The organism is Capillimicrobium parvum, assembly GCF_021172045.1.
GTDB lineage: Bacteria > Actinomycetota > Thermoleophilia > Solirubrobacterales > Solirubrobacteraceae > Capillimicrobium > Capillimicrobium parvum.
Genome location: NZ_CP087164.1, coordinates 115,081 through 135,208, shown reverse-complemented (window position 1 = coordinate 135,208; position 20,128 = coordinate 115,081). Strand labels below are relative to the sequence as shown.

The window sequence follows — 20,128 nt, the reverse complement described above, 5'->3', positions numbered from 1 at the left end:
TGAAGGGTGCACCACCGCACCCTGTCGCCAGGAGGCGGGCCCCCGAGGGTTCACCAGGGGTGCCGACGGCGACCAGCGCGGTGAAGGGTGCACCACCGCACCCTGTCGCCAGGAGGCAAGCGCTCGTGGGTTCTCCCTAAGCCCGAGGGTCTACGGAAACCGCGGCGGCGTCGACGTGGGAGCCCGACCGCAGGGCCGAGAGCTCCGTGACCTTGCGCGCGAGGCCGGCCGCGTCGCCCTCGAGCACCAGCAGCCCGATCTCGGCGAACATCGCGTGGACGACCTCGGGGGCCAGCGGCTCGCGCTCGGCGATCTGGATCTTCTCGGCCGGCGTGGCCTGCGGCCGCTCGTACGGGTTGAACAGGTCCTCGTGGACCTTCTCGCCGGGCCGCCGCCCGACGACCTCGATCGCGATGTCCTCCTCCGGACGCAGCCCCGACAGCTCGATCATGTCGCGGGCGAGCTGCATGATCGACACCGGGTCGCCCATCTCGAGCACGAAGACCTCGCCGCCCTTCGCCAGCGAGCCCGAGCGGATGACGAGCTGCACCGCCTCCGGGATCGTCATGAAGTACCGGGTCATCGCCGGGTCGGTGATCGTCACCGGGCCGCCCTTGGCGATCTGCGCGCGGAAGATCGGCACGACGCTGCCCGACGAGCCGAGCACGTTGCCGAAGCGCACGGTGGCGAAGCTCGTGCCCGGATAGCGCGCGCCGGCCTCCTCGACCGCCCACTCCGCCAGCGCCTTCGACGCGCCCATCACGGTCGCCGGGGTGACCGCCTTGTCGGTGGAGACGAGAACGAAGGTGCGCACGCCGAGGTCGCCGCCCACGCGCGCCATCACGCGCGTCGCGAGCGCGTTGTTGCGCACCGCCTCGACCGGGTTGAGCTCCATGAGGCCCACGTGCTTGTAGGCGGCGGCGTGGAAGACGATCGTCGGGTGGTGCTCGCCGAACACCTCCCGCATGCGCTCCTCCTCCTTGCAGTCCGCGAGCACCGCGGCCAGCGTCGAGGGGTGCACGTGGCGGTCGTCCTCGAGCTCGCGCTGGATGCGGAAGAGGTTGTCCTCGGCATGGTCGAGCAGGATCAGCTTGCGCGGCGCGACGCGGGCGATCTGGCGGCAGAGCTCCGCGCCGATCGAGCCGCCGGCGCCGGTGACGAGCACCACCTCGCCGTCGAGGTAGCGGCCGACGCGGTCGATCTCGAAGCGCACCGGCTCGCGCCCGAGCACGTCCTCGACTTGGACGTCGCGCACCTGGCGCACGTACGTCGAGCCGCCGCCCTGCAGCAGCTCGAAGACCGTCGGCAGCGTGCGGATCGGGATGCCGCGCCGCCGGCAGGCGCCCACGACCCGCCCGCGCAGCGTGCCCGGAGCCGAGGGGATCGCGATGATGACCTCGTCGGGCTCGACCTCGTCGAGCACGCGCGGGAACTCCTCCTGCGTGTTGCCCAGGACGGGCACGCCCTCGACGCGGATGCGGCGCTTCGTCGGGTCGTCGTCGACGAAGCCGACCGGGTTGAGGCCCAGGTCGCGGTTGCGCAGGATCTCGCGCAGCACCAGCCGGCCGCCGTCGCCGGCGCCGACGATCAGCACCGTGCGCGCGTCCGCCCGCGCACGGAAGCCGCGCGGGCGCTCGTGCAGCATCCGGGCGAGGAGGCGCACCCCGCACATGAGCGCGATCGCGATGAGCATGAACAGCGCGATGACGCTCGAGGGCAGGCCGACGGAGACGTCGCCCTCCGTGGTCGGGCGCGTCACCGGGTGCAGGACGGCGACCGCGGCGACGAGCGCGAGCGTGACGAGCACGACGGAGCGCACGACGACGAGCAGGTCGCGCTGGCCGGCGTAGCGCCACCACTTCCCGTACATGCGCGAGACGACGAAGACGACCAGCGAGCCGCCCACGACCCAGGGCAGCGTGTCGCGCAGCAGCTCCTCGTACGGCGGGCTGATGCCGTTGTCGAAGCGCAGCCAGAAGGCCAGCCAATAGGAGAGTGCGACCAGCACCCCATCGACCAGGATCTGCGGGATCGAATGGCGGTGCAGGGGGACGGTCGCCGATCGAACGCGGCGCACGGGCGATGATTCTACGGGTGGATACGGCGGTCCTGCTTCGATCAAGGTCCGAAGCTGGCCGCTGTCGCCGGAGCCGAGCCCCCTCGGATCCTCCTGCCCTGGGGCGACGGCAACGGCGGGCACGGGGCTCAAGTCGCCCCGCGTGCGTCCGACCACCGGGGCGTGGCCGCCACCATGCTTCCCCCCTCCGGCCTCGCCGCCTGTCACATGGTCGCCTTCCCGCGCGTCAACGATCCACGCGGCAATCTCAGCGTCGTCGAGGGCCAGGTCCACATCCCGTTCGACATCCGCCGCGTGTACTGGCTGTACGACGTGCCGGGCGGCGCCGAGCGCGGGGGCCACGCGCACCGCGACCTCGAGCAGGTGATCATCGCCATGTCGGGCAGCTTCGACGTCGTGCTCGACGACGGCGAGATCAAGCACCGCTTCCACCTCAACCGCTCCTACGCCGGGCTCTACGTCCCGCGCATGGTGTGGCGCGAGATCGACAACTTCTCCTCCGGCTCGGTCTGCATGGTGCTGGCGTCGGAGATCTTCGAGGAGGCCGACTACATCCGCGACCTCGGCGAGTTCCGCACCGTCGCCCGGTCCGCGCCGGACGCCTGAGCGCCGCACGCCATGACGATCTGCACGCCCCGGACAGACCTCCCCTTCGTCTCGCTCTTCAACCGCGCCGCCTTCCACGCGCTCAACGCCGCCCCCGGCGACGCGATCCTCGCGCTGCCCTACGACGAGGGCGGCCGCACGGTGGGCGTGCTCTCCGGCGTGCTGCACGAGGGCGCCTTCACCGCCGGCTTCTCGTCGCCGTGCTCCGGACCGGACTTCGCCCGGCCCCGCGAGACGCCCGCCCACGTCGAGGCGGCGATCGACCACTGGCTCGCCGAGCTCGGCGGCCTCCGGGCCGAGCGCCTCACCTTCCGCTGCCCGCCCGCGTCCTGGTCGCCGACCGGGGCGCTCGTGCAGTTCGGGCTGCTCAACCGCGGCTTCACGGTCGCCGAGGCCGACCTCAACCACGCCGTCGACCTCAGCCGCTTCCCGACCGCGGACGCCTACCTCGCCGCGCTGAGATCGCCGGCCCGCCGCGCGCTGCGCCACGCGCTCGGGGCGCCGTTCGCGTTCGCCGAGCACCAGGACCTCACGACCGGCTACGCCCTCGTGCACGCCAATCGGCGCGACCGCGGCCGTGCGCTCAGCCTGAGCCGGGAGTACTTCGAGCGCGTCCGCGACGCGCTCCCGGCGGCGGTGCGCTGCTTCGTCCTCGAGCACGAGGGCGCGCCGTGCGCCGCCGCGCTCGTCATGGTCGTCGCCGCCGACCGCTGGTACGTGCAGGCCTGGGGCGACGCGGGCCACCGGCTCGAGCGCTCGCCGATGAACCTGCTCGCGTTCCGCGTGATCGAGCGAGCCCTGGCCGAGGGCGTCCGGGTCCTCGACCTCGGCCGCACGACCGAGCCCGGCGGCCCGCCGCTGCGCGTCAGCCACGGTCTCGCGCAGTTCAAGCAGTCGATCCTGGCCACGGCCGAGCTGCGACCCGTCCTGGTGCGATGACCGCGATCGACTACACCGCGATCTACGACCCGGACCGCGACTTCGACGCCCGCTACACCCGCGCGACGGGCCGTCGGGTCGGGCGCTGGCTGCACCCGCACGAGAGCGTCCTGGAGCTCGGCTGCGCGACCGGCCTGATGACGACGCTGCTGGCGGGCGACGGGCGGCGCGTCACCGGCGTCGACCGTTCGCCGGAGTACCTGGCCCGTGCCGAAGCCAGGGCGCTGCCGCGCTGCGAGTTCGTCGCCGGCGACCTCGACGACCTCGCCGCGCTCGAGCGGCTCGGCCGCTTCCACCACGTCGTCCTGACCAACGTCCTGCACGAGGTCGCCGATCCCGAGGCCGTCCTTCGGCGCGTCGCGCAGGCCCACGTCGTGCCGGGCACGCTCGTGCACGTGTCGTTGCAGAACCCGCGCTCGCTGCACCGCCTGGTGGCGCTCGAGATGGGCCTGATCCACGATCTTCACGACGTCGCCGAGCGCGGCGAGCGCTTCGGCACGAAGCGACTGATGGACGCCCGCGACATGGCGGCCCTCGGGCACAGCGCCGGGCTGCGCGAGATCGCCCGCGAGGGCGTGTTCCTCAAACCGCTGCCCAACGATGCGCTCGAGGCCCTGCCCGACGAGGTCCTCGACGGGCTGGAAGGCGCGGTCCGGCACCTGCCCGAGCACGGAGCCCTGAACCTCCTGACCTTCCGTGCCGGCTGAGCGGGTCGTCGCCGGCGGGTCGATGGCGGCGCTCGTCGCCGCCGACACCCTGGGCGAGCGCGGCGAGCGCGTGCGCCTGCTCCTGCCCGGGCGCGGGGTCGGCGGCGGGTTCGCGGCGCTGCGGCGCGACGGCCGCACGCTGGAGCTCGGCGTCCGCCTGCTCGAGCTGTCCTACGAAGGCGACGCGGCGCTGGTGCCCCCGCTCGAGGACTACCGGCCCGGCGGCCACCGCCCGTACGTGCGCCGCATCCGCGCCTGGATGCAGGAGCTGGTGGGCCGGCGGCTGGTCGAGGCCGGCCGCCCGGCGATGGTCCTCGAGGGCGCCGAGCGCGCCGACGACATCCTCTTCACGGTCGACCTCGCCCCGCTGCGCGGCATGCTCGGCCCGCGGGTGGCCGACACCATGGCCGCGGAGGTGCAGGCCCGTCTGGCCGCGGGGTCGGGCGATGCGGGCGTCCTGGCGGCGGACCGCGCCGCTCAGCTCGACGGGCTCACCCTCGAGCAGGCCTCGCTGGCCAACCACGGCGAGGGCTTCCACCGCCGCGTCATCGCGCCGCTCTGCGACAAGGTCGTCGACGGCGGCGCCGGCGCCGTCCTCGCCTCGCTGCGCCGCAAGGCCTGGGCGCCGTTGTTCCACCCGCGGACACTGCTGCAGGCGCTGCGCGGAGAGCCCCTCGGGTTCCGCGGCGCGCGCCCCTTCCACACGGTGGCCGGTGACGGGTGCGGCGCGATCGTCGACGCGCTGCTGACCAGGATCCGCGCGCGCGACGGCGTGACCGTCGAGGTCGCCGGCGCGCTGACGAGCGTGCGACCGGCCGGCGCCGCCACCGCGCTGGGCTTCGCGAACGGGCGCGAGGTGGTGACCGAGCGCCCCGTGCTCGGCGCCGGCGCCGCGGAGCTCTTCGCGGCGGCGGGCATCGGCTACCACCCCGCTCGCGCACGCACCGTCCTGGCCTGGCTCGAGGTCGCCGAGCGTGACACGATCGACCTCCCCCACCTCGTCCACGTCCTCGATCCGGTCAACCCGGTGCTGCGCGTGTCGACGAGCGGCTCGGCACCCCCGGGCCGCCGCGTCCTGTGCGTCGAGCTGCGCCACGACCTCGACGCGGCGGCGATCGTCGCGGCCGCGACCGGCGGCCTGCGCGACGCGGGCCTCGTCGTCAAGGACGCCGCCCTGGAGCCGATCACCGGGGCAGCGCGACCGACGTTCCCCGCGCCCTCGCCCGCCAACCGCCGCGCCTTCGCCGCCGCGCGCGCCGCGTTCGCCGACCGCGAGCTCGACGTGGCTGTGGTCGGCGGCGCGCTGGGTCCGGCCGCCGACTCGCTCAACGAACAGATCGTCCAGGGACTTCTCGTGGGAGCAGCCGCCGCATGACCCTCACCGCCGCCGCGCTCGACGACTACGCCCGCGAGTACTACCTCGCCGGCGACGTCGCGGACCTGGGGATCGAGGAGCTGCAGCAGACGCTCAGCCTCGACGCCGTCGCCGCCGCGGCCGGCGGCTGCGACCGCGTGCTCGAGATGGGCTACGGCACCGGCCTGACGACGCGCGAGCTGCTCGCCCGCGGGCTCGGGCTCGAGGTGCTGGAGGGCTCGCCCGAGCTCGCCCGCCGCGCCCGGGCGGCGCATCCGGCGCTGCCGGTCCACGAGGGCCTCTTCGAGCAGTTCGTCCCCGAGCGCCCGTTCGACGCGGTCCTGGCCCTGCACGTGCTCGAGCACGTCGACGGTCCGCGCGCCCTGCTGCGCCACGCCGCCGGGTGGCTGCGGCCCGGTGGCCGGCTCGTCGTCGCGGTGCCGAACGCGGAGTCGCTGCACCGCCGCCTCGCCGTGCGCATGGGACTGCAGGAGCACCTCGACTCGCTGTCTGCGCGCGACGGGCTCGTCGGCCACCGGCGCGTGTACTCGCTCGCCCGTCTGGGCGACGACGTGCGCGCCGCCGGCCTGCGCGTCGTCGACGAGTTCGGCTGGTTTCTCAAGGTGCTGCCCAACTCGATGATGCTCGGCTTCGACGAGCCGCTGCTGCGCGCGCTGTTCGGGATCTCCGAGGAGCTCGAGCCGAGCATGCTGGCCAACATCGCGATCGTCGCGCAGCGATGATCGCGTCGCTCGACGTCGGAGCGGCGTACCGGGAGCTGCGCGAGCCGATCGACGCCGCGATGCGGCGGGTGCTCGAGTCCGGCTGGTTCGTGCTCGGTCCCGAGGTCGAGGCGTTCGAGGAGGAGTTCGCTTGCCTCTGCGGCACGACGGAGGCCGTCGGGGTCGGCTCCGGTCTCGATGCCCTGACGCTGGTCCTGCGCGCGCTGGAGATCGGTCGGGGCGACGAGGTCCTCGTCCCGTCCAACACCTTCGTCGCCACCTGGCTGGCCGTCAGCGCCGTCGGCGCGCGGCCCGTGCCGGTCGAGCCCGACGTCGCCACGCACAACGTGACCGCCGACGCCGTGGCGGGCGCGATCGGCCCGCGCACGCGCGCCGTCGTCTGCGTGCACCTCTACGGGCGGCTGTGCGAGACCCGCGAGCTGCGCGCGCTGTGCGACGAGCACGGGATCGCGCTCGTCGAGGACGCCGCGCAGGCCCACGGCGCGCGCAACGAGGACGGGCGCGCCGGCGCGCTGGGCCATGCGGCCGCCTTCTCCTTCTATCCCGCCAAGAACCTCGGCGCGCTCGGCGACGGCGGGGCCGTGACGACCAGCGACCCGCTGCTGGCCGACCGCGTCCGCCTGTTGCGCAACTACGGCTCGCGGCGCAGGTACGAGTTCGAGGCCGCCGGGGTCAACTCCCGCCTGGACCCGTTGCAGGCGGCCGTCCTGCGGGTGAAGCTCACCGTGCTCGACGAATGGAACGAGCGGCGGCGCGCCCTGGCCGAGCGCTACCGCGCGCAGCTGGCCGGCGTGCCCGGCATCGCGCTCCCCGCACCGTCAGGCGCCGACCACGTCCACCACCTGTTCGTCGTGCGCTGCGAGCGCCGCGACGAGCTGCGTGACGAGCTGCGCGGGGCGGGCGTCGACGCCCAGATCCACTACCCGATCGCGCCCCACCGCTCCGGCGCGTACGCGGAGCTCGATCTCGACCTGCCGGTCGCGGACCGCCTCGCCTCCGAGGTGCTTACGCTGCCGCTCGGGCCGCATCTGGACGAGGAGGACGCGGACGTCGTCATCGGCGCCGTCCGGCGGCTGCGCGCGGGAGCGGCGGTTTGACCACGATCGCCGAGCACGCGGCCCTGCTGGCCGAGTACGAGGACCTCACCGACGCGCTGCTCGCGCGCGGCGACGCCGAGCAGGCCGCCTGCGCCGCCCAGACCGGGGCGGCCGTCTTCGCCATGAACCACCCGGGCGGGTTCGCCAGCGCGCGGCTGGACCGCGCCCTGCTGGCCGCCGGCGAGGCGCTCGGACCGGCGCCGCGATGGAGCGGCGACGGCGCCGGCCCGCGACGCGTGCTGCACGTGCTCAGCCACGCCGACGCGCAGGGCGGCCACACGCGCCTCGCGCTGCGCTGGATGGGCCGCGACGCCGGGCGCCGCCACTCGGTCGTGGTCACGTCGCCGACCGGCGAGACGCCGCGCCCCGTGCTCGACGCCGTGACGGCCGGCGGCGGCCGCGAGCTCAGCGTCCTCGATCCGGCGGGCGACCTGCTCGACGGCACCAACGGGCTGCTCGAGCGCGCCCGGCGGCTGCGCGGGATGGCGTTCGCGCACGACGCCGTCGTCCTCTACCTCGACCCGCACGACCCGCTGCCGGCGATCGCCCTCGGCGGGCTGCGCGAGCGCCCGCCGGTGCTCGGCTGCGACGTCACCGACCACACGTTCGGCATCGGCCGGCCCGCCGTCGACCTGCACGTCGCTCCGCGCGAGCAGGCGCGCCGGACGGCGGTCACCCGGCGCGGCATCCCGGATGGCCGGGTCCGCGTGCTGCCGCTGCCGGTCACCTCGTCCGCCGACGGCGCGGTGCGCGCGCAGACCCGGACCGCGCTCGGCCTCGCCGAGGACGACGTCCTCCTGCTCACCGTGGCCGCGGCCTACAAGTTCGAGAGCGCCGGCGCCCCGCACCTGCTCGACCTGGTCGAGCCCGTGCTCCACGACTACCCCCAGGCCCGGCTCATCGCCGCCGGACCCTCGCAGGAGGGCCGGTGGGCGCACGCGCACGCCCGCACCGGCGGGCGGGTGGCCGCGCTCGGCGTGGTCGAGTCCGCCGGGCTGGTCGCCGCGGCCGACGTGGTGCTCGAGTCCTACCCGTGCGGCGGCGGCACCTTCGCGCTCGAGGCCGCCTCGGCCGGGTTGCCCCTGCTCGGGTTCGCGCCGGACCCCGACGAGGCCGCGCTGCTCAGCGCGCGGTCCATGTCGTGCGGCGGATGGCCGTATCCGCAGACGCCGCAGGCCTACCGCGAGAGCCTCGCGCGGCTGATCGCCGACCGAACCGCCCGCGCGGCGGCCGGCCGGGAGGCGTGGGACGCGACGCGGCTCAGCCACGACGCCGAGCGGTGGTCGGCGGCGGTCGCCGGGCTGTACCGCGACGCGGCCGCGCTGGGCCCGGTCGATCCGGCCGAGCTGGGCGAGCCGCCCCGTGCGGCCGAGCGCGACAGCGAGGTCACGCATGCGCTGCACGCCTCCGGCGGAAAGCTGATCGACCCGGCGAAGGCCGCGACGGTGACCGCCCGCGTGCGGCTCATCGCCGCCGATCCGGCGCTGGCGACGCTGTTCGTGCACGTGACCGGGGGCTTCCCCGTGCCGCCGCGCCGCTTCGGCCAGGCGGTCGCCGCCCCGGCGCCGGAGCCGGCCGCCCTCGTCGAGGCCGTCGCGCGGCTGCGCGACGCGTCCGTCAGCGGTCTCGCCGAGCGCTGCGTCCTCGTGCTCGACCCGAACGAGATCGAGGCCGCGGTCCCGACGCTCGAGGCCGCGCTCGGCGACGGCGGCGAGTTCGAGCTGCAGCTCACCCCTGCCGCCGACCCCTGCGCGGTGCTGGACTTCGACACCGTGCCGATCCCCGTCGCGGGCGACCGCCTGGCCGCGCGCGGCATCGCGCTCGCCTGAGCGGCCGAGGACGCGGCGTCCTGCTGCCGGTGTTCGCGTACGCGTCCCGGCTCAGTCGACGACGAGGTACGACGGCATCCCCGGGTTCACGCCCGGGACGCGGCGGATCGCGTAGCGGTCCAGCCCGAAGACCTCCTTGACGGCGAGCGTCTCGCCGGGGAAGTCGGGGCAGTTGAGCTCGTCGAAGGCGAGGATCGAGCCCTTCGTCACGTGACCGCGCAGGAGCTCGAGGCACTCCTTGGTCGGCTCGTAGATGTCGAAGTCGAAGTAGGCGAGCGACACGATCGTGTGCGGGTTGCGCTCGAGGTAGTCGCGCAGGGTGACGCTCGCGTCGCCCTGGACGATCTCGAACTTGCGCATGTGCTCGTACGTGCCCATCTGCTCGCGCGCGGCGAGGACCTCCTCGAGGTAGGCGTCGTAGTCGTCGCCGGTCTCGAGGCCGCCGACGTGGACGAGTCCGTGGTCGCCGTCCTTGTCGTGCACCGACGGGAAGCCGGTGAAGGTGTCGAATCCGATGATCTTGCGGCCGTAGTTCAGCGGCTCGTGGAGCATCCGCAGGGCGTCGAAGATGGCCAGGTCGCGGCCGAAGCGGACGCCGAGCTCCATGATCACGCCGTGGACCGGGAGGATCTCCCGGTACAGCGCCTCGAGGAACGCGATGCGGCGCAGGACGTGGAGGGGCAGGAAGAGGGGGAGCTGGTGCAGCCGCTCTCGGTCGGAGCCCGGGAACCGGTCCGACAGCTCGGCGAGCCGCTCCTCCGCCTCGACGAAGCGGTTGGCGGCGCGGATGTCCATGCTCTGGGCGTCGAGGTGCGGCACGCGCAGCGGTCTCCTCGCGGAAATGGGGAACGGGGCTACCCGGGTGATCGGACCCGGCGGGGCGTTCTTGAGACGGCGCTATGCCGCGGCGACGGCGGGCGCCCCGGCCAGCGCGCGCCAGGCCGCGACCACGCTCTGGCGCTCGCGGGCCGGCGAGTAGCGCTCGGCGATGAAGGCGGCGGCGCGGGCGCCGGTCGCCTCGAGCTCGGCCGGATCGCGCGCGAGGAGGTCCTCGACCGTGCGGGCCAGGCCCACGACGTCGCCGATCTCCACCGGGAACGCGTGGTCGGCGGTGAAGAACTCGCGGCCACCGTACCCGTGGCAGCCGGCGACCGCGCAGCCGCAGGCCATCGCCTCGGCCGCGGGCAGGCCGAAGCCCTCGGGGTGGCCGAAGCTCAGGAAGACGAGCGTCTCGCGCAGCGCGGCGGCGACCTCGGCCTCGCTCATGCCGTCGAGCGCGACGACCTCGACGTCGTCCAGCGCGCCGCGGAACTTCAGGAGGTTGATGACCTGCAGCGCCTGCTCGGCGTTCTTGCGCGGCATGAACGCGATCCGGCGGCGCTTGGGCGCAGGACGGAACAGGTCGGGGTCGACAGCGTTGACGACGCGATGCACGGCCAGCTCCGGAAACCCGTGGCGCAGGTAGGCGGCGTTGTCGTCGGAGACGACCACGGCCCCCGCCACCTCCGGGTGCGTGTAGGGCGTGCGGCGGTCGCCGACCTCTGGCGTGTAGCCGAGGAACGTGTTGTATGCGTTCTGGTTGAAGACCGCCTTCGGCACCCCCGGCCCGATCCGCGCCAGGTCGGGGCCGTAGATCTCGGGGATGACGAGCAGATCGGCCGGCGTCGGCGTGATCGCCTCCGTGTGGGTGACCGGCACCCCGCCGGCCGGAAACCACGTGGGCCGGAATCCGGGCGCCCGGTGCACGACGCTCGCCGACAGGCCCGCGGCGTTGAGGTGCTCGACGTGGCGGTAGATGACGCGGATGCCGCCGCTGGGCACGTCGGTGTCCGGGCAGACGAAGTACGCGTGCGGGGAGCTCACCCTCCGATAGTCGGCCTGCGCGCCGCGGACATGAGCAGGTCGCCGAGCAGCCGCGGGTCGCGCCGCACGCGCGGCGCCGCCCCGGCCTCCCGCTTGACGAGCACGAGCTGGTCGACCGACTCCAGGCGCCGCAGGCGGCCCTCGGCGATGAGGCCCTCGTCCACCGCGCCGAGCCGGCCCTCGAACGTCGTCCACACCGGCGTGCCGAGCGCGACCGCCTCGCGGTTCATCGTCCCGCCCGCCGACACGACGAGATCGGCGTACGCGACGAGCGACTGCGCGTCGATCGCCCGCTCGGGGACGATCAGCCCGGTGCCCGCCAGCTCGTCGCGCTGCTGCGGCGTACGGGGCAGCACCACGGTCTGGCGGCCGCGCAGGCGCTCGAGCACGTCGCGGAACATCGCGTTCTCGAAGCGGTGGTAGGCCGACATCTCGGCGGGCGTGCGCACCACGGCGATCGGCTCCGCGGGCTCGAGGCCGAGCTCCGCGAGCACCGCCGGATCCGGCTCGAAGTCCGCGAGCGCGTACTCCTCCTTGAGCCCCGGGTACGGGTGGATCTTGCCGCGCGCCCCGTAGCGCTCCAGGCGCTCGGGCGGGATCGCGCCGGGCACCACGACCGCCCGCGCCAGGCGGCAGTTGATCATGTGCTGGAGCGTCGCCCACTCGTAGTCGAACGTCGTCGCGCTGGGGATGCGCAGCAGGGCGGCGGCGACCATCACGTCGTTGGAGCCGTGGCCGACCGCGAGGTCGAACCGGCGGCGCCGCCGCGCCCAGCGCGCCAGCGCCAGCGACCGCGCCGCCAGGCCCCGCGCCTTCGCCGGCAGCCCGGCGCCCTGGTGACGGCCGATCGCGGTATGGGCCAGCCCGTAGCGCTCCAGGAGCCCGAGCGTCTGGGCGAAGTCGCGCGCGGTGATCAGCACCTCGTGGCCGTCCGCGCGCCAGCGTTCGATCACCGGCCGCAGCACGACGACGTGCGGGCTGTTCGTCAGGTCGACCCAGATGCGCATGGAGGGCGCAACGCTACCCTCAGGCGCTCGTGCTGCCGGTCCTGCTCGCCTCTATCACGGACCCCATCGTCGAGTTCGCGGTCAACGTCGTCGGCGACCTCGGCCTGTGGGGCATCGCGCTGCTGATGGTTCCCGAGAGCGCGTGCATCCCGATCCCGTCGGAGGCGACGATGCTGTTCGCCGGGTTCAACGTCTCCGAGGGCCAGTACTCGCTGTGGGCGGCGGTCCTCGTCGGCTCGCTGGCGAACCTCGTCGGATCCTGGATCGCCTACGCGGTCGGCTACTTCGGGCGCATCGAGCTGCTCGAGAAGCACGGCAAGGCGCTGCACATCAAGAAGTCGCACCTCGAGTGGGCCGACCGCTGGTTCGAGCGCTATGGCTCCTACGCGGTCTTCTTCTCGCGCATGCTGCCGATCATCCGGACGTTCATCTCGCTGCCCGCCGGGGTGGCGCGGATGCCGTTCTGGAAGTTCTCGGTCCTCACCTTCCTGGGCTGCCTGCCCTGGATCCTGATGCTCACGTTCATCGGCAAGCAGGTGGGCGCCAACTGGGAGAACTGGAAGGACAGCCTGCACTACGTCGACTACGCGGTCGCGGTGATGATCGTCGCGGCCATCGTGTTCTTCGTGGTGCGCTGGCGGCGCGGACGCCGGAGCCGTCCGGCCACCGATGCCGCCGGCTGACCTGCGCCTCGGCGAGGCATTCGTGCTCGGAGCGCTGCACGGGCCCGCCGAGCTGCTGCCCATCTCCTCCTCCGGGCACGTCACGCTGGTTCCGTGGCTGCTCGGCTGGGAGTACGCCGACGTCGAGCCCGAGCTGCGCAAGGCCTTCGAGGTCGCCCTGCACGCGGGTACCGCGGCGGCGCTGCTGGTCGCCCTGCGCGGTGAGGTCGGCGCCGCAGCGCGCGGGTTCGACCGCCGCCGGGCCACGCTCGTGGCGCTGTCGTTCCTGCCGCCCGCCGTGGCCGGCTACACGCTCGAGCGGCCGATCGAGCGCCGGCTGGGCACGCCGGCGACGATCGCCGGCGGGCTCGTGGTGGGCTCGATCGCGATGGCGCTGGCCGACCGCTTCGGGGCGACGGGCCGGGCGCGCGCGGACGCGGACTGGCGCGACGGGCTGGCCCTCGGCCTCGCGCAGGCCTGCGCGCTCGTGCCCGGCGTGTCGCGCAACGGAGCGACGCTGGCCGCCGCTCGAGCGCGCGGGTTCGACCGCGAGGACGCCAACGCGCTCTCGCGCCACGTCGCGCTGCCGATCATCGTCGGGGCGACCGGTCTGAAGGGCGTCCGGCTCGCGCGCCGGGGCGTGCCCGGACCGGTGCGCCGGGCGTTCGCGGCGGGCACCGCGGCGTCGTTCGCGTCCACCCTCGGCTCCACCTGGCTGATCCGGCAGGTCGAGCGCGACCGCTCGCTGGCACCCTACGCCGCCTACCGCGTCGCGCTCGCGGCGCTCGTGATCCGGCGGCTCTGGAAGGATCGAGGCAAGACCCTGCGGGTCCCCCCACTCGACGCATGACCCATCACAACGACCCACCGGGGGTGGACACCCCTGACGCGTACGCCGCCTCCGGCGTCGACATCGCCGCCTCGGACCGCACGGTCGACGCGCTCGTCGGCGTGCTGCGCACCATCGAGGCCGGCCGGCCGTCGCGCGTCGTCGACCTGCCCGGCCACTACGCGAGCGTCCTGCGCGTCACGGACGAGCTCGGCATCGCGATCGGCACCGACGGCGTGGGCTCCAAGCTCGTCGTCGCCGAGGAGACGGGCCGGCTGGACACCGTCGGGATCGACTGCATCGCGATGAACGTCAACGACGTGGTGTGCGTCGGCGCCGAGCCGATCGCCGTCCTCGACTACCTCGCCGTCGAACAGGCCGACCCGGACGCCGCCGCCGCGATCGCCCGCGGCCTGAAGACGGGAGCCGAGGCGGCGGGGGTCGAGATCCCCGGCGGCGAGCTCGCGGTGCTGCCCGAGCTCATCCGCGGACACCCGTCACCGCACGGCTTCGACCTGTGCGCGTCCTGCTTCGGGACCGTCGCGCTCGACGCGATCGTCACGGGCGCGGACGTCGCGCCCGGCGACGCGCTCGTCGGCCTGCCGTCGAGCGGCCTGCACTCCAACGGCTACACGCTGGCCCGCCGGGCGCTGTCGTCGCTCGGCTACGACGACCGCCCGCCCGAGCTCGAGGGCGACACCGTCGCCGACGCCCTGCTCGAGCCGACGGTCATCTACGTCCGCGCCGCGCTCGACCTCCTGCGCAGCGACGTCCCGGTCCACGGGCTCGCGCACATCACCGGCGGCGGCCTGACGAACCTCCTGCGGCTGCACCGCGGCGTCGGCTACGCGATCGAGACGCCGCTGCCCGTCCCCGGCATCTTCGCGCTCGTCGAGCGCCTGGGCGAGGTCGACGCGCGCGAGATGTGGGACGTCTTCAACATGGGCTGCGGCTTCGTCTGCGTCGTGCCCGCCGACCGCGCGGTCGAGGCCGTCGCGCTGCTGGACGCGCACCACCCGGGCGCGGAGCGGATCGGCACGGTCACCGGCCGTGCCGGCGAGATCGGCTACCCCGCCTGAGCGGCCGCGCCGGCGCGTCCGGCGCGCCGGCTACCCCGCGACGGTCGGCGTCTCGGGGTCGCGCGGCAGCCGCTCCGCGCCGCGCACGCGCGGGCGTACGACCGCGAGCAGCGACGGCACGAGGACCGGCCGGACGAGGAACGTCTCCAGCAGGACGCCGCACGCCATGGCAAAGGCGAGCTCGCGGAAGGACCGCAGCGGGACGATCGCCAGCGACGCGAAGCTGAGGGCGAGCGCGACGCCGGCGACGACCAGGGCCTTCGCGGAGCCGGGGGCCGACAGCGCGATGGCGTCGCGCAGGGGCCGGCGCCGGGCCTGCTGCCAGATCCGCCCCGCGACGAAGACGTTGTAGTCCGAGCCGAGGGCGATGAGCAGCACCGCCGCGGTGAACGGCACGTACCAGCTCAGCGCGTCGAAGCCGAGCTGGTGCTGGAAGACCAGCGCGGTGAGGCCGAGGCTGACGGCGAGCGCCAGGACGCTGGCGGCGAGCAGGATGAGCGGGGCCACGAGCGACCGCAGGAAGATCGCGAGCACGACGAACGCGGCGAGGAGCGCCGCGCCGGCGACGCGCAGCAGGTCGGCGAGCATCCCGTCGACCGTCTCGGCGCCCAGTGCGGAGTCGCCGGCGACGCCGGCGCGGGCGCCGGCCAGGCCCGCCTCGCGCACGAGGCCGGGCAGGTCGGCCTCCAGCCGGCGGACGGCATCCAGTCCGTTCGCGCCGAGCGGGTCGACGGAGAGCACGACGGCGAACCGGGCGGCGCGGCCGTCGCGGGTGACCAGCACGCCCGCGGGCAGGCGCTGCGTCTCGGCGCCCGGCCCCACGACCGCGGCGACGTGCGGCTCACGGGCCAGCGCGGCGCGCACCCGGGTCAGCGCCGCCGCCGACCGGTTCAGGCCCGTCCCCTCGACGAGCACCTCCGTCGGCGCGACGATGCCCGGCGCCATGCCCCGCGCCGCGGCGGTCTGCGCCTGCGCCGCCTCGTCGCCGCCCGGCAGGTCGCTCATCAGCGGCACGGCGAGGCGCGCGTCGCGCAGGCCGCTCGCCGCGGCGAGCCCCAGCGCGACGCAGACCAGCACGGCGACGAGCGCGATCGGCCGCGCGGTGGCCAGCCGCGCCAGGCGGAAGCGGCGGCCGGCCGTCGCGGGCCCGGCCGGCTCGGCCGGCGCCCCGCGCGGCCAGAACGCGGCCCGGCCCAGGAGCGCGAGCGCCGCCGGCACGAAGGTCACCGCGACCACCATGCTGAAGAGCGCCGTGAGCGCCAGCCCGGGGCCGAACGCCCGGAAGAAGTCGGAGTTGCCGAGCACGAGCGCGCCGGTGCTCGCCGCGACGAGGATCCCGGCGGTGAAGACGATCGGCGTCGTGCTCGCCGCGCCCGTCCGCGCCGCGGCCCAGCGGCCGAGGCCCCGGCCGTGCGCGGTCCGCGTCGACTCGAGGTAGAAGATCGCGTAATCGGTGACGATGCCGAGCAGGAGGACGACCATGACGGGCTCGGCCTCCTGCGGCACCGACAGGCCGGAGCGCTCGTCGAGCCACCCCACGGCCCGGGTCGAGATGACGTAGGCGATGCCCGCGGCGGCGAGCGACACGAGCGGTGCCCCGAGCGCCCGGAAGCGCAGGCCGACGACGGCGGCGATGAGGAGCACGGTCACCAGCGTCAGCCACGGCAGCGCGGTGGAGATGGCGTGCCACTGGGCGAGGCGCGCCGGAACCACGCCGGTGACCCCGACGAGCGCGTCGTCGGGCCGCGAGACCTCGCGGGCGGTGAACGCGTGCGCGGTCGCCACCTGGTCGTCGACCGAGCTGTCGGGCGCGAAGAACAGATACGAGATCGCGGTCGTGCCGGTCTCGCGCGATGCGGGGACGAGCCCGCGGGCGTTGACGAGCGGCAGGACCCCGCGCAGGTCGGGCAGCGCCCGGTCGCGCCCCGCTCGAGCGCGGCCGAGCGCACGCACCTGCGCGGCGGCCGAAAGTCCCTGCGCGTCGCGCTGGACGACGAGCGTCCGCGCGATCAGGGGCGTCCCGAAGAGCTGCGCCGAGCGGGCCTCGACCGCCGCCGCCCGCGAGCCGCTCGGCTCGAAGCCCGCCAGCGCGCCCCCCTGCCCCATTGCCGGCAGGTACAGGACGGCGAGCACCGCCGCGGCGATCCACGCCGGCACGATGAGCGGCGCCAGCGTGGTGACGAGGCGGGCGTACGCTCGGCTCAGCGGCCCCGCGGGCCGGGGGTCGGACTCGGCGGACTCGGCGGGCTGCTCCATGCCCGCCTGTTTCCCCGTTTGGGCCCGGGTCAGCCGGGCCGGCGGCCGATCACTCGGGCTCGGCCGTGGGCGCCGCGGGCAGCGTGTAGACGTGCTTCGGGGTGATGACCTTGGTGATCGCCTGGCCGACCAGCGTGCTCGGCGCCCGGCCGCCGACCTCGATGTCGGACGTCAGCAGCGCGACGATGGTCGCGCGCGCCTTCGGCCGGCGCAGGGTCAGCGTCTGGTACCCCGGCAGCGAGCCGTTGTGCCCCAGCCAGCCCTGGACGTTGAACAGGCCGATCCCGTAGGCGATCGGGTCGCCGGGCCCGGCGACGGACGCCAGCCGCTCGCGCTGCGTCGCCGGCGACAGGAGCCCGCGGCCGCTGATGAGCCGGCGCGCCCAGATGCGCAGATCGTGCGCGTCGGAGACCAGCTGGCCCGCGGCCCACGTCCACGACGGGTTGTAGTTCGTCGCGTCCGTGACCGGACTACTCGGGCTCAGCTGCGTGAACCCGTGGGCGAACGGCGCGGGCATGTCCGAGGTCAGCGGGAAGCTCGTCCGGCTCATCCCGAGCGGCTGCAGGATGTGCTGCCGCAGGTAGTCGGGCAGCGACTGGCCCGAGACCTGCTCCACGACGAGCCCGAGCAGGATCGTGTTCGTGTTCGAGTACGCGAAGCTCGTTCCCGGCGCGAACATGAGCGGTTGTCCCGCGACGTAGCCGAGGAGCTGCTGGGGCGTGAACTCGCGGTGCGGGTCGCTGACGAGATCCTCGTCGAACCGCGGGTCGAAGGTGTAGCTCGGGATGCCGCTCGTCATCGACGCGAGCTGACGCAGGGTGATCTGGTCGCCGCCGGTCACGCCCGGGATGTACTTCCCGATCTTGTCGTCCAGCGAGAGCTTGCCCTGGTCGACGAGCTGCAGGATCGCCGTGATGGTGAACGTCTTCGTGACGCTGCCGATGCGCATGTGCAGGTTCGTCGCCATCGGCTCGTTCGTCGCGGGGTCGCGCGTCCCGAAGGCGCGCAGGTACGGCCGCCGGCCTCGCTGCCAGACGCCGACGATCGCGCCGGACACGTCGGCGTGGGCGAGGGCTCCGCGGACGCCCTTCGTCAGCGCTGCGTCGCGCTTGGACGCCGCCGCGCCGGCGGCGCTCACGCCCGCCGTCAGGCACACCGCGACCGCGAGCACGGTCAGCCCCATCCCTGCCAGGAATCGCCGCATCGCGCAACTCTGCCCAGATGGCGGCGCTCGGCGCAACCCGCGCCCGGCGCGGGACGCCCGGTCAGCCGACGTGCACGAAGCCTGTGGCGCCGCCGCCGTCGGCGCCGTACGTGCGGCGCGAGACGCGGTCGGAGGAGTTGCCCTCGATCGTGCTGATGGAGCCGTCGGCTCCGACGGACTCGACGATGCCGATGTGGCGCCCGCCCCAGACGATCAGGTCACCGGGCTGCGGCGCGCCGCTGCCGGCGGCGGTCCAGCGTCCGGTGCGCTGGGCCCAGTCGGCGACGGACTGCACCGCGCCGAAGCCCTGGCCGGCCTCGCCGATCGGCGCGCCGGCCTGATTGGCCACCCAGGAGGTGAAGTAGGCGCACCACGGGCCGACGCCGGAGCCGGCGGTCGCCGCGCGGTACTGCGCGATGCGCGTGGAGTCGTTGGAGCCCGGAGGCTGCTCGGCCTGGCCGACCTCGGCCGAGGCGATCTGCAGCATGCGCGCGGCGGTGGGGCCGGAGGAGGCGCCGGCCGGGGCGAACGTCGCGCTGCCGGTCGCGCCGAGCGCGGCGTTCTGGGCCAGCAGGCTCTGGAAGGAGCCGCTCGGGGAGGTCGAGGCCGCCATGTTGACGGCGGGGGTCGCGGCCTGGTTCACGGCGGAAGGCGCGACGGGGTGCGGGGACAGGAGCGCCTGGATCTGCGAGATGCGGGTCAGGGCCTCGGTGACGCTCATCGTCCCGGTGATCGGACGCCTGGACGCGGGCTTGAGGGAGACGACGACGGGCCGCCCCCGAGGGGACGGCCCGCCATTGCCTCAAGCGGCTCGGGAAAGGGAGACCCTTACCGCAGGAGCGAGAGGACGCCCTGGCTGGACTGGTTGGCCTGGCTCAGCATCGACTGGCCGGCCTGGGAGAGGACCTGGTTCTTGGTGAAGTTGATCATCTCCTCCGCCATGTCCACGTCGCGGATCCGCGACTCGGCCGCCACCAGGTTCTCCTGGTAGGCCGCGCTGGCCGCGTTCGCGTGCTCGAGGCGGTTCTGCACCGCGCCGAACGTGGCGCGGGCGGCGCTGACGCCGTCGATGGCCGCGTCGATCTGCGAGATGGCCGTGGAGGTGCCCAGGCTGTACCAGGTGGACACGCCGCCGCCGACGGTCGAGCCGAGCGAGATCAGGGCCACCGTGATGACCTGACCGTCGTTGGCGCCGACCTGGAACGTCACGGAGCCGGTCGTGTTCAGCAGCGAGATGCCGTTGAACTGCGCGGAGCTGCCGATGCGCTCGATCTCCGACGCGAGCTGGTAGACCTCGGACTGGATGGCCGACTGGTTGGCCGCCGAGTTGGTCGAGTTGTTGTACTGGACCGCCAGCTCGCGAACGCGCTGGAGCATCGAGTGGACCTCGTCGAGGTTGGCCTCAGCCGTCTGCACCATCGACACGCCGTCGCCGATGTTGCGCTGAGCCTGAGCCAGGCCCTTGATCTGGCCGCGCATCTTCTCGGAGATGCCTAGACCGGCGGCGTCGTCGGCGCCGCGGTTGATGCGGTAGCCGGACGACAGGCGCTCCATCGACTTCGAGATCGCGCCCGAGGTCGACTGCAGGTTGCGGTGGGCGCCGAAGGCCTCGACGTTGTTCTGGATGCGAAGGGACATGCGTCTCTCTCCTTGAGAACGTGGGTTGATCGTCCCGGAGGCAACTCCTTGTCACCTCCTGCCTCCCGGTTGTCGGCGGACGGGACCGGGGGCTGTAGGGCGCCTGGACGCTTGATGGAGCGACGAGCGCTCCAGGGTGCCGACGCCGGCCCGCGGCCTGCACGGTCGGCATGCGGCAGGCCTGTGCGCCGAGGCGAGACCACCGCCGTCGCGGCCCACGAGTTCTTCCGGCTGCCCG

General features: G+C 74.3%; 18 protein-coding genes. 10 read left to right on the top strand and 8 right to left on the bottom strand.

Annotation, left to right across the window (positions count from 1 at the left end; translation table 11 throughout):
- Positions 1-136: 136 nt before the first annotated feature.
- Entirely contained in the window at positions 137-2,077 is a 1,941-nt protein-coding gene (locus tag DSM104329_RS00670; protein WP_259313464.1) for a nucleoside-diphosphate sugar epimerase/dehydratase, read from the bottom strand.
- A gap of 174 nt (positions 2,078-2,251) precedes the next feature.
- Between DSM104329_RS00670 and DSM104329_RS00665 the strand changes: the two genes are divergently transcribed.
- The 7 genes from DSM104329_RS00665 to DSM104329_RS00635 are packed head-to-tail and all read left to right on the top strand — an operon-like array spanning position 2,252 to position 9,352.
- The gene (locus DSM104329_RS00665) at positions 2,252-2,683 is read left to right on the top strand and encodes a sugar 3,4-ketoisomerase (RefSeq protein ID WP_259313463.1); all 432 of its coding nucleotides are present in this window, start codon (positions 2,252-2,254) and stop codon (positions 2,681-2,683) included.
- Between the two features lie 12 nt (positions 2,684-2,695).
- Positions 2,696-3,622, top strand: a complete 927-nt coding sequence (locus tag DSM104329_RS00660; protein ID WP_259313462.1) for a GNAT family N-acetyltransferase — start codon at positions 2,696-2,698, stop codon at positions 3,620-3,622.
- Positions 3,619-4,329, top strand: coding sequence for a class I SAM-dependent methyltransferase (locus tag DSM104329_RS00655; RefSeq protein ID WP_259313461.1), 711 nt, complete (start codon positions 3,619-3,621; stop codon positions 4,327-4,329). The genes DSM104329_RS00660 and DSM104329_RS00655 overlap by 4 nt, the downstream gene beginning before the upstream one ends.
- The gene (locus DSM104329_RS00650) at positions 4,319-5,704 is read left to right on the top strand and encodes an NAD(P)-binding protein (RefSeq protein ID WP_259313460.1); all 1,386 of its coding nucleotides are present in this window, start codon (positions 4,319-4,321) and stop codon (positions 5,702-5,704) included. Before DSM104329_RS00655 ends, DSM104329_RS00650 begins: the two co-directional genes overlap by 11 nt.
- Entirely contained in the window at positions 5,701-6,426 is a 726-nt protein-coding gene (locus tag DSM104329_RS00645; protein ID WP_259313459.1) for a class I SAM-dependent methyltransferase, read from the top strand. Before DSM104329_RS00650 ends, DSM104329_RS00645 begins: the two co-directional genes overlap by 4 nt.
- Positions 6,423-7,523, top strand: coding sequence for a DegT/DnrJ/EryC1/StrS family aminotransferase (locus tag DSM104329_RS00640; protein WP_259313458.1), 1,101 nt, complete (start codon positions 6,423-6,425; stop codon positions 7,521-7,523). The genes DSM104329_RS00645 and DSM104329_RS00640 overlap by 4 nt, the downstream gene beginning before the upstream one ends.
- Positions 7,520-9,352, top strand: a complete 1,833-nt coding sequence (locus DSM104329_RS00635; RefSeq protein WP_259313457.1) for a glycosyltransferase family protein — start codon at positions 7,520-7,522, stop codon at positions 9,350-9,352. The genes DSM104329_RS00640 and DSM104329_RS00635 overlap by 4 nt, the downstream gene beginning before the upstream one ends.
- 51 nt (positions 9,353-9,403) lie before the next feature.
- Here the strand turns inward: DSM104329_RS00635 and DSM104329_RS00630 are convergent, their stop codons facing one another.
- The 3 genes from DSM104329_RS00630 to DSM104329_RS00620 form a co-directional block, all read right to left on the bottom strand.
- On the bottom strand, positions 9,404-10,171 hold the full coding sequence (locus tag DSM104329_RS00630) for a TylF/MycF/NovP-related O-methyltransferase (protein WP_259313456.1): 768 nt from the start codon (positions 10,169-10,171) through the stop codon (positions 9,404-9,406).
- A 78-nt stretch (positions 10,172-10,249) separates the two neighbouring features.
- The gene (locus DSM104329_RS00625) at positions 10,250-11,215 is read right to left on the bottom strand and encodes a glycosyltransferase family 4 protein (protein ID WP_259313455.1); all 966 of its coding nucleotides are present in this window, start codon (positions 11,213-11,215) and stop codon (positions 10,250-10,252) included.
- Positions 11,212-12,222: a DUF354 domain-containing protein gene (locus DSM104329_RS00620; protein WP_259313454.1), complete on the bottom strand. Its 1,011-nt coding sequence runs from the start codon at positions 12,220-12,222 to the stop codon at positions 11,212-11,214. The genes DSM104329_RS00625 and DSM104329_RS00620 overlap by 4 nt, the downstream gene beginning before the upstream one ends.
- A 29-nt stretch (positions 12,223-12,251) precedes the next feature.
- Here DSM104329_RS00620 and DSM104329_RS00615 point away from each other — a divergent pair, with 29 nt between their 5' ends.
- Genes DSM104329_RS00615 through purM form a run of 3 tightly spaced genes read left to right on the top strand, consistent with a single transcriptional unit; the run spans position 12,252 to position 14,792 of the window.
- Positions 12,252-12,905 carry a DedA family protein gene (locus DSM104329_RS00615; RefSeq protein WP_259313453.1) on the top strand — a complete coding sequence of 218 codons (654 nt, stop codon included), beginning with the start codon at positions 12,252-12,254 and terminating at the stop codon, positions 12,903-12,905.
- A complete protein-coding gene (locus DSM104329_RS00610) occupies positions 12,892-13,734 on the top strand; it encodes an undecaprenyl-diphosphate phosphatase (RefSeq protein ID WP_259313452.1) in 843 nt (280 codons plus the stop codon). Before DSM104329_RS00615 ends, DSM104329_RS00610 begins: the two co-directional genes overlap by 14 nt.
- A complete protein-coding gene (gene purM, locus DSM104329_RS00605; RefSeq protein WP_259313451.1) occupies positions 13,731-14,792 on the top strand; it encodes a phosphoribosylformylglycinamidine cyclo-ligase in 1,062 nt (353 codons plus the stop codon). Before DSM104329_RS00610 ends, purM begins: the two co-directional genes overlap by 4 nt.
- 30 nt (positions 14,793-14,822) lie before the next feature.
- Here the strand turns inward: purM and DSM104329_RS00600 are convergent, their stop codons facing one another.
- The 4 genes from DSM104329_RS00600 to DSM104329_RS00585 all read right to left on the bottom strand — a co-directional run bounded on the left by DSM104329_RS00600 (position 14,823) and on the right by DSM104329_RS00585 (position 19,890).
- Positions 14,823-17,048, bottom strand: coding sequence for an MMPL family transporter (locus DSM104329_RS00600; RefSeq protein WP_259313450.1), 2,226 nt, complete (start codon positions 17,046-17,048; stop codon positions 14,823-14,825).
- Positions 17,049-17,097: 49 nt separating this feature from the next.
- Positions 17,098-18,252 carry a serine hydrolase domain-containing protein gene (locus tag DSM104329_RS00595; protein WP_259313449.1) on the bottom strand — a complete coding sequence of 385 codons (1,155 nt, stop codon included), beginning with the start codon at positions 18,250-18,252 and terminating at the stop codon, positions 17,098-17,100.
- Between the two features lie 61 nt (positions 18,253-18,313).
- On the bottom strand, positions 18,314-18,973 hold the full coding sequence (locus DSM104329_RS00590) for a CHAP domain-containing protein (protein WP_259313448.1): 660 nt from the start codon (positions 18,971-18,973) through the stop codon (positions 18,314-18,316).
- 107 nt (positions 18,974-19,080) lie between these two features.
- Entirely contained in the window at positions 19,081-19,890 is an 810-nt protein-coding gene (locus DSM104329_RS00585) for a flagellin N-terminal helical domain-containing protein (protein WP_259313447.1), read from the bottom strand.
- Positions 19,891-20,128: the final 238 nt, after the last annotated feature.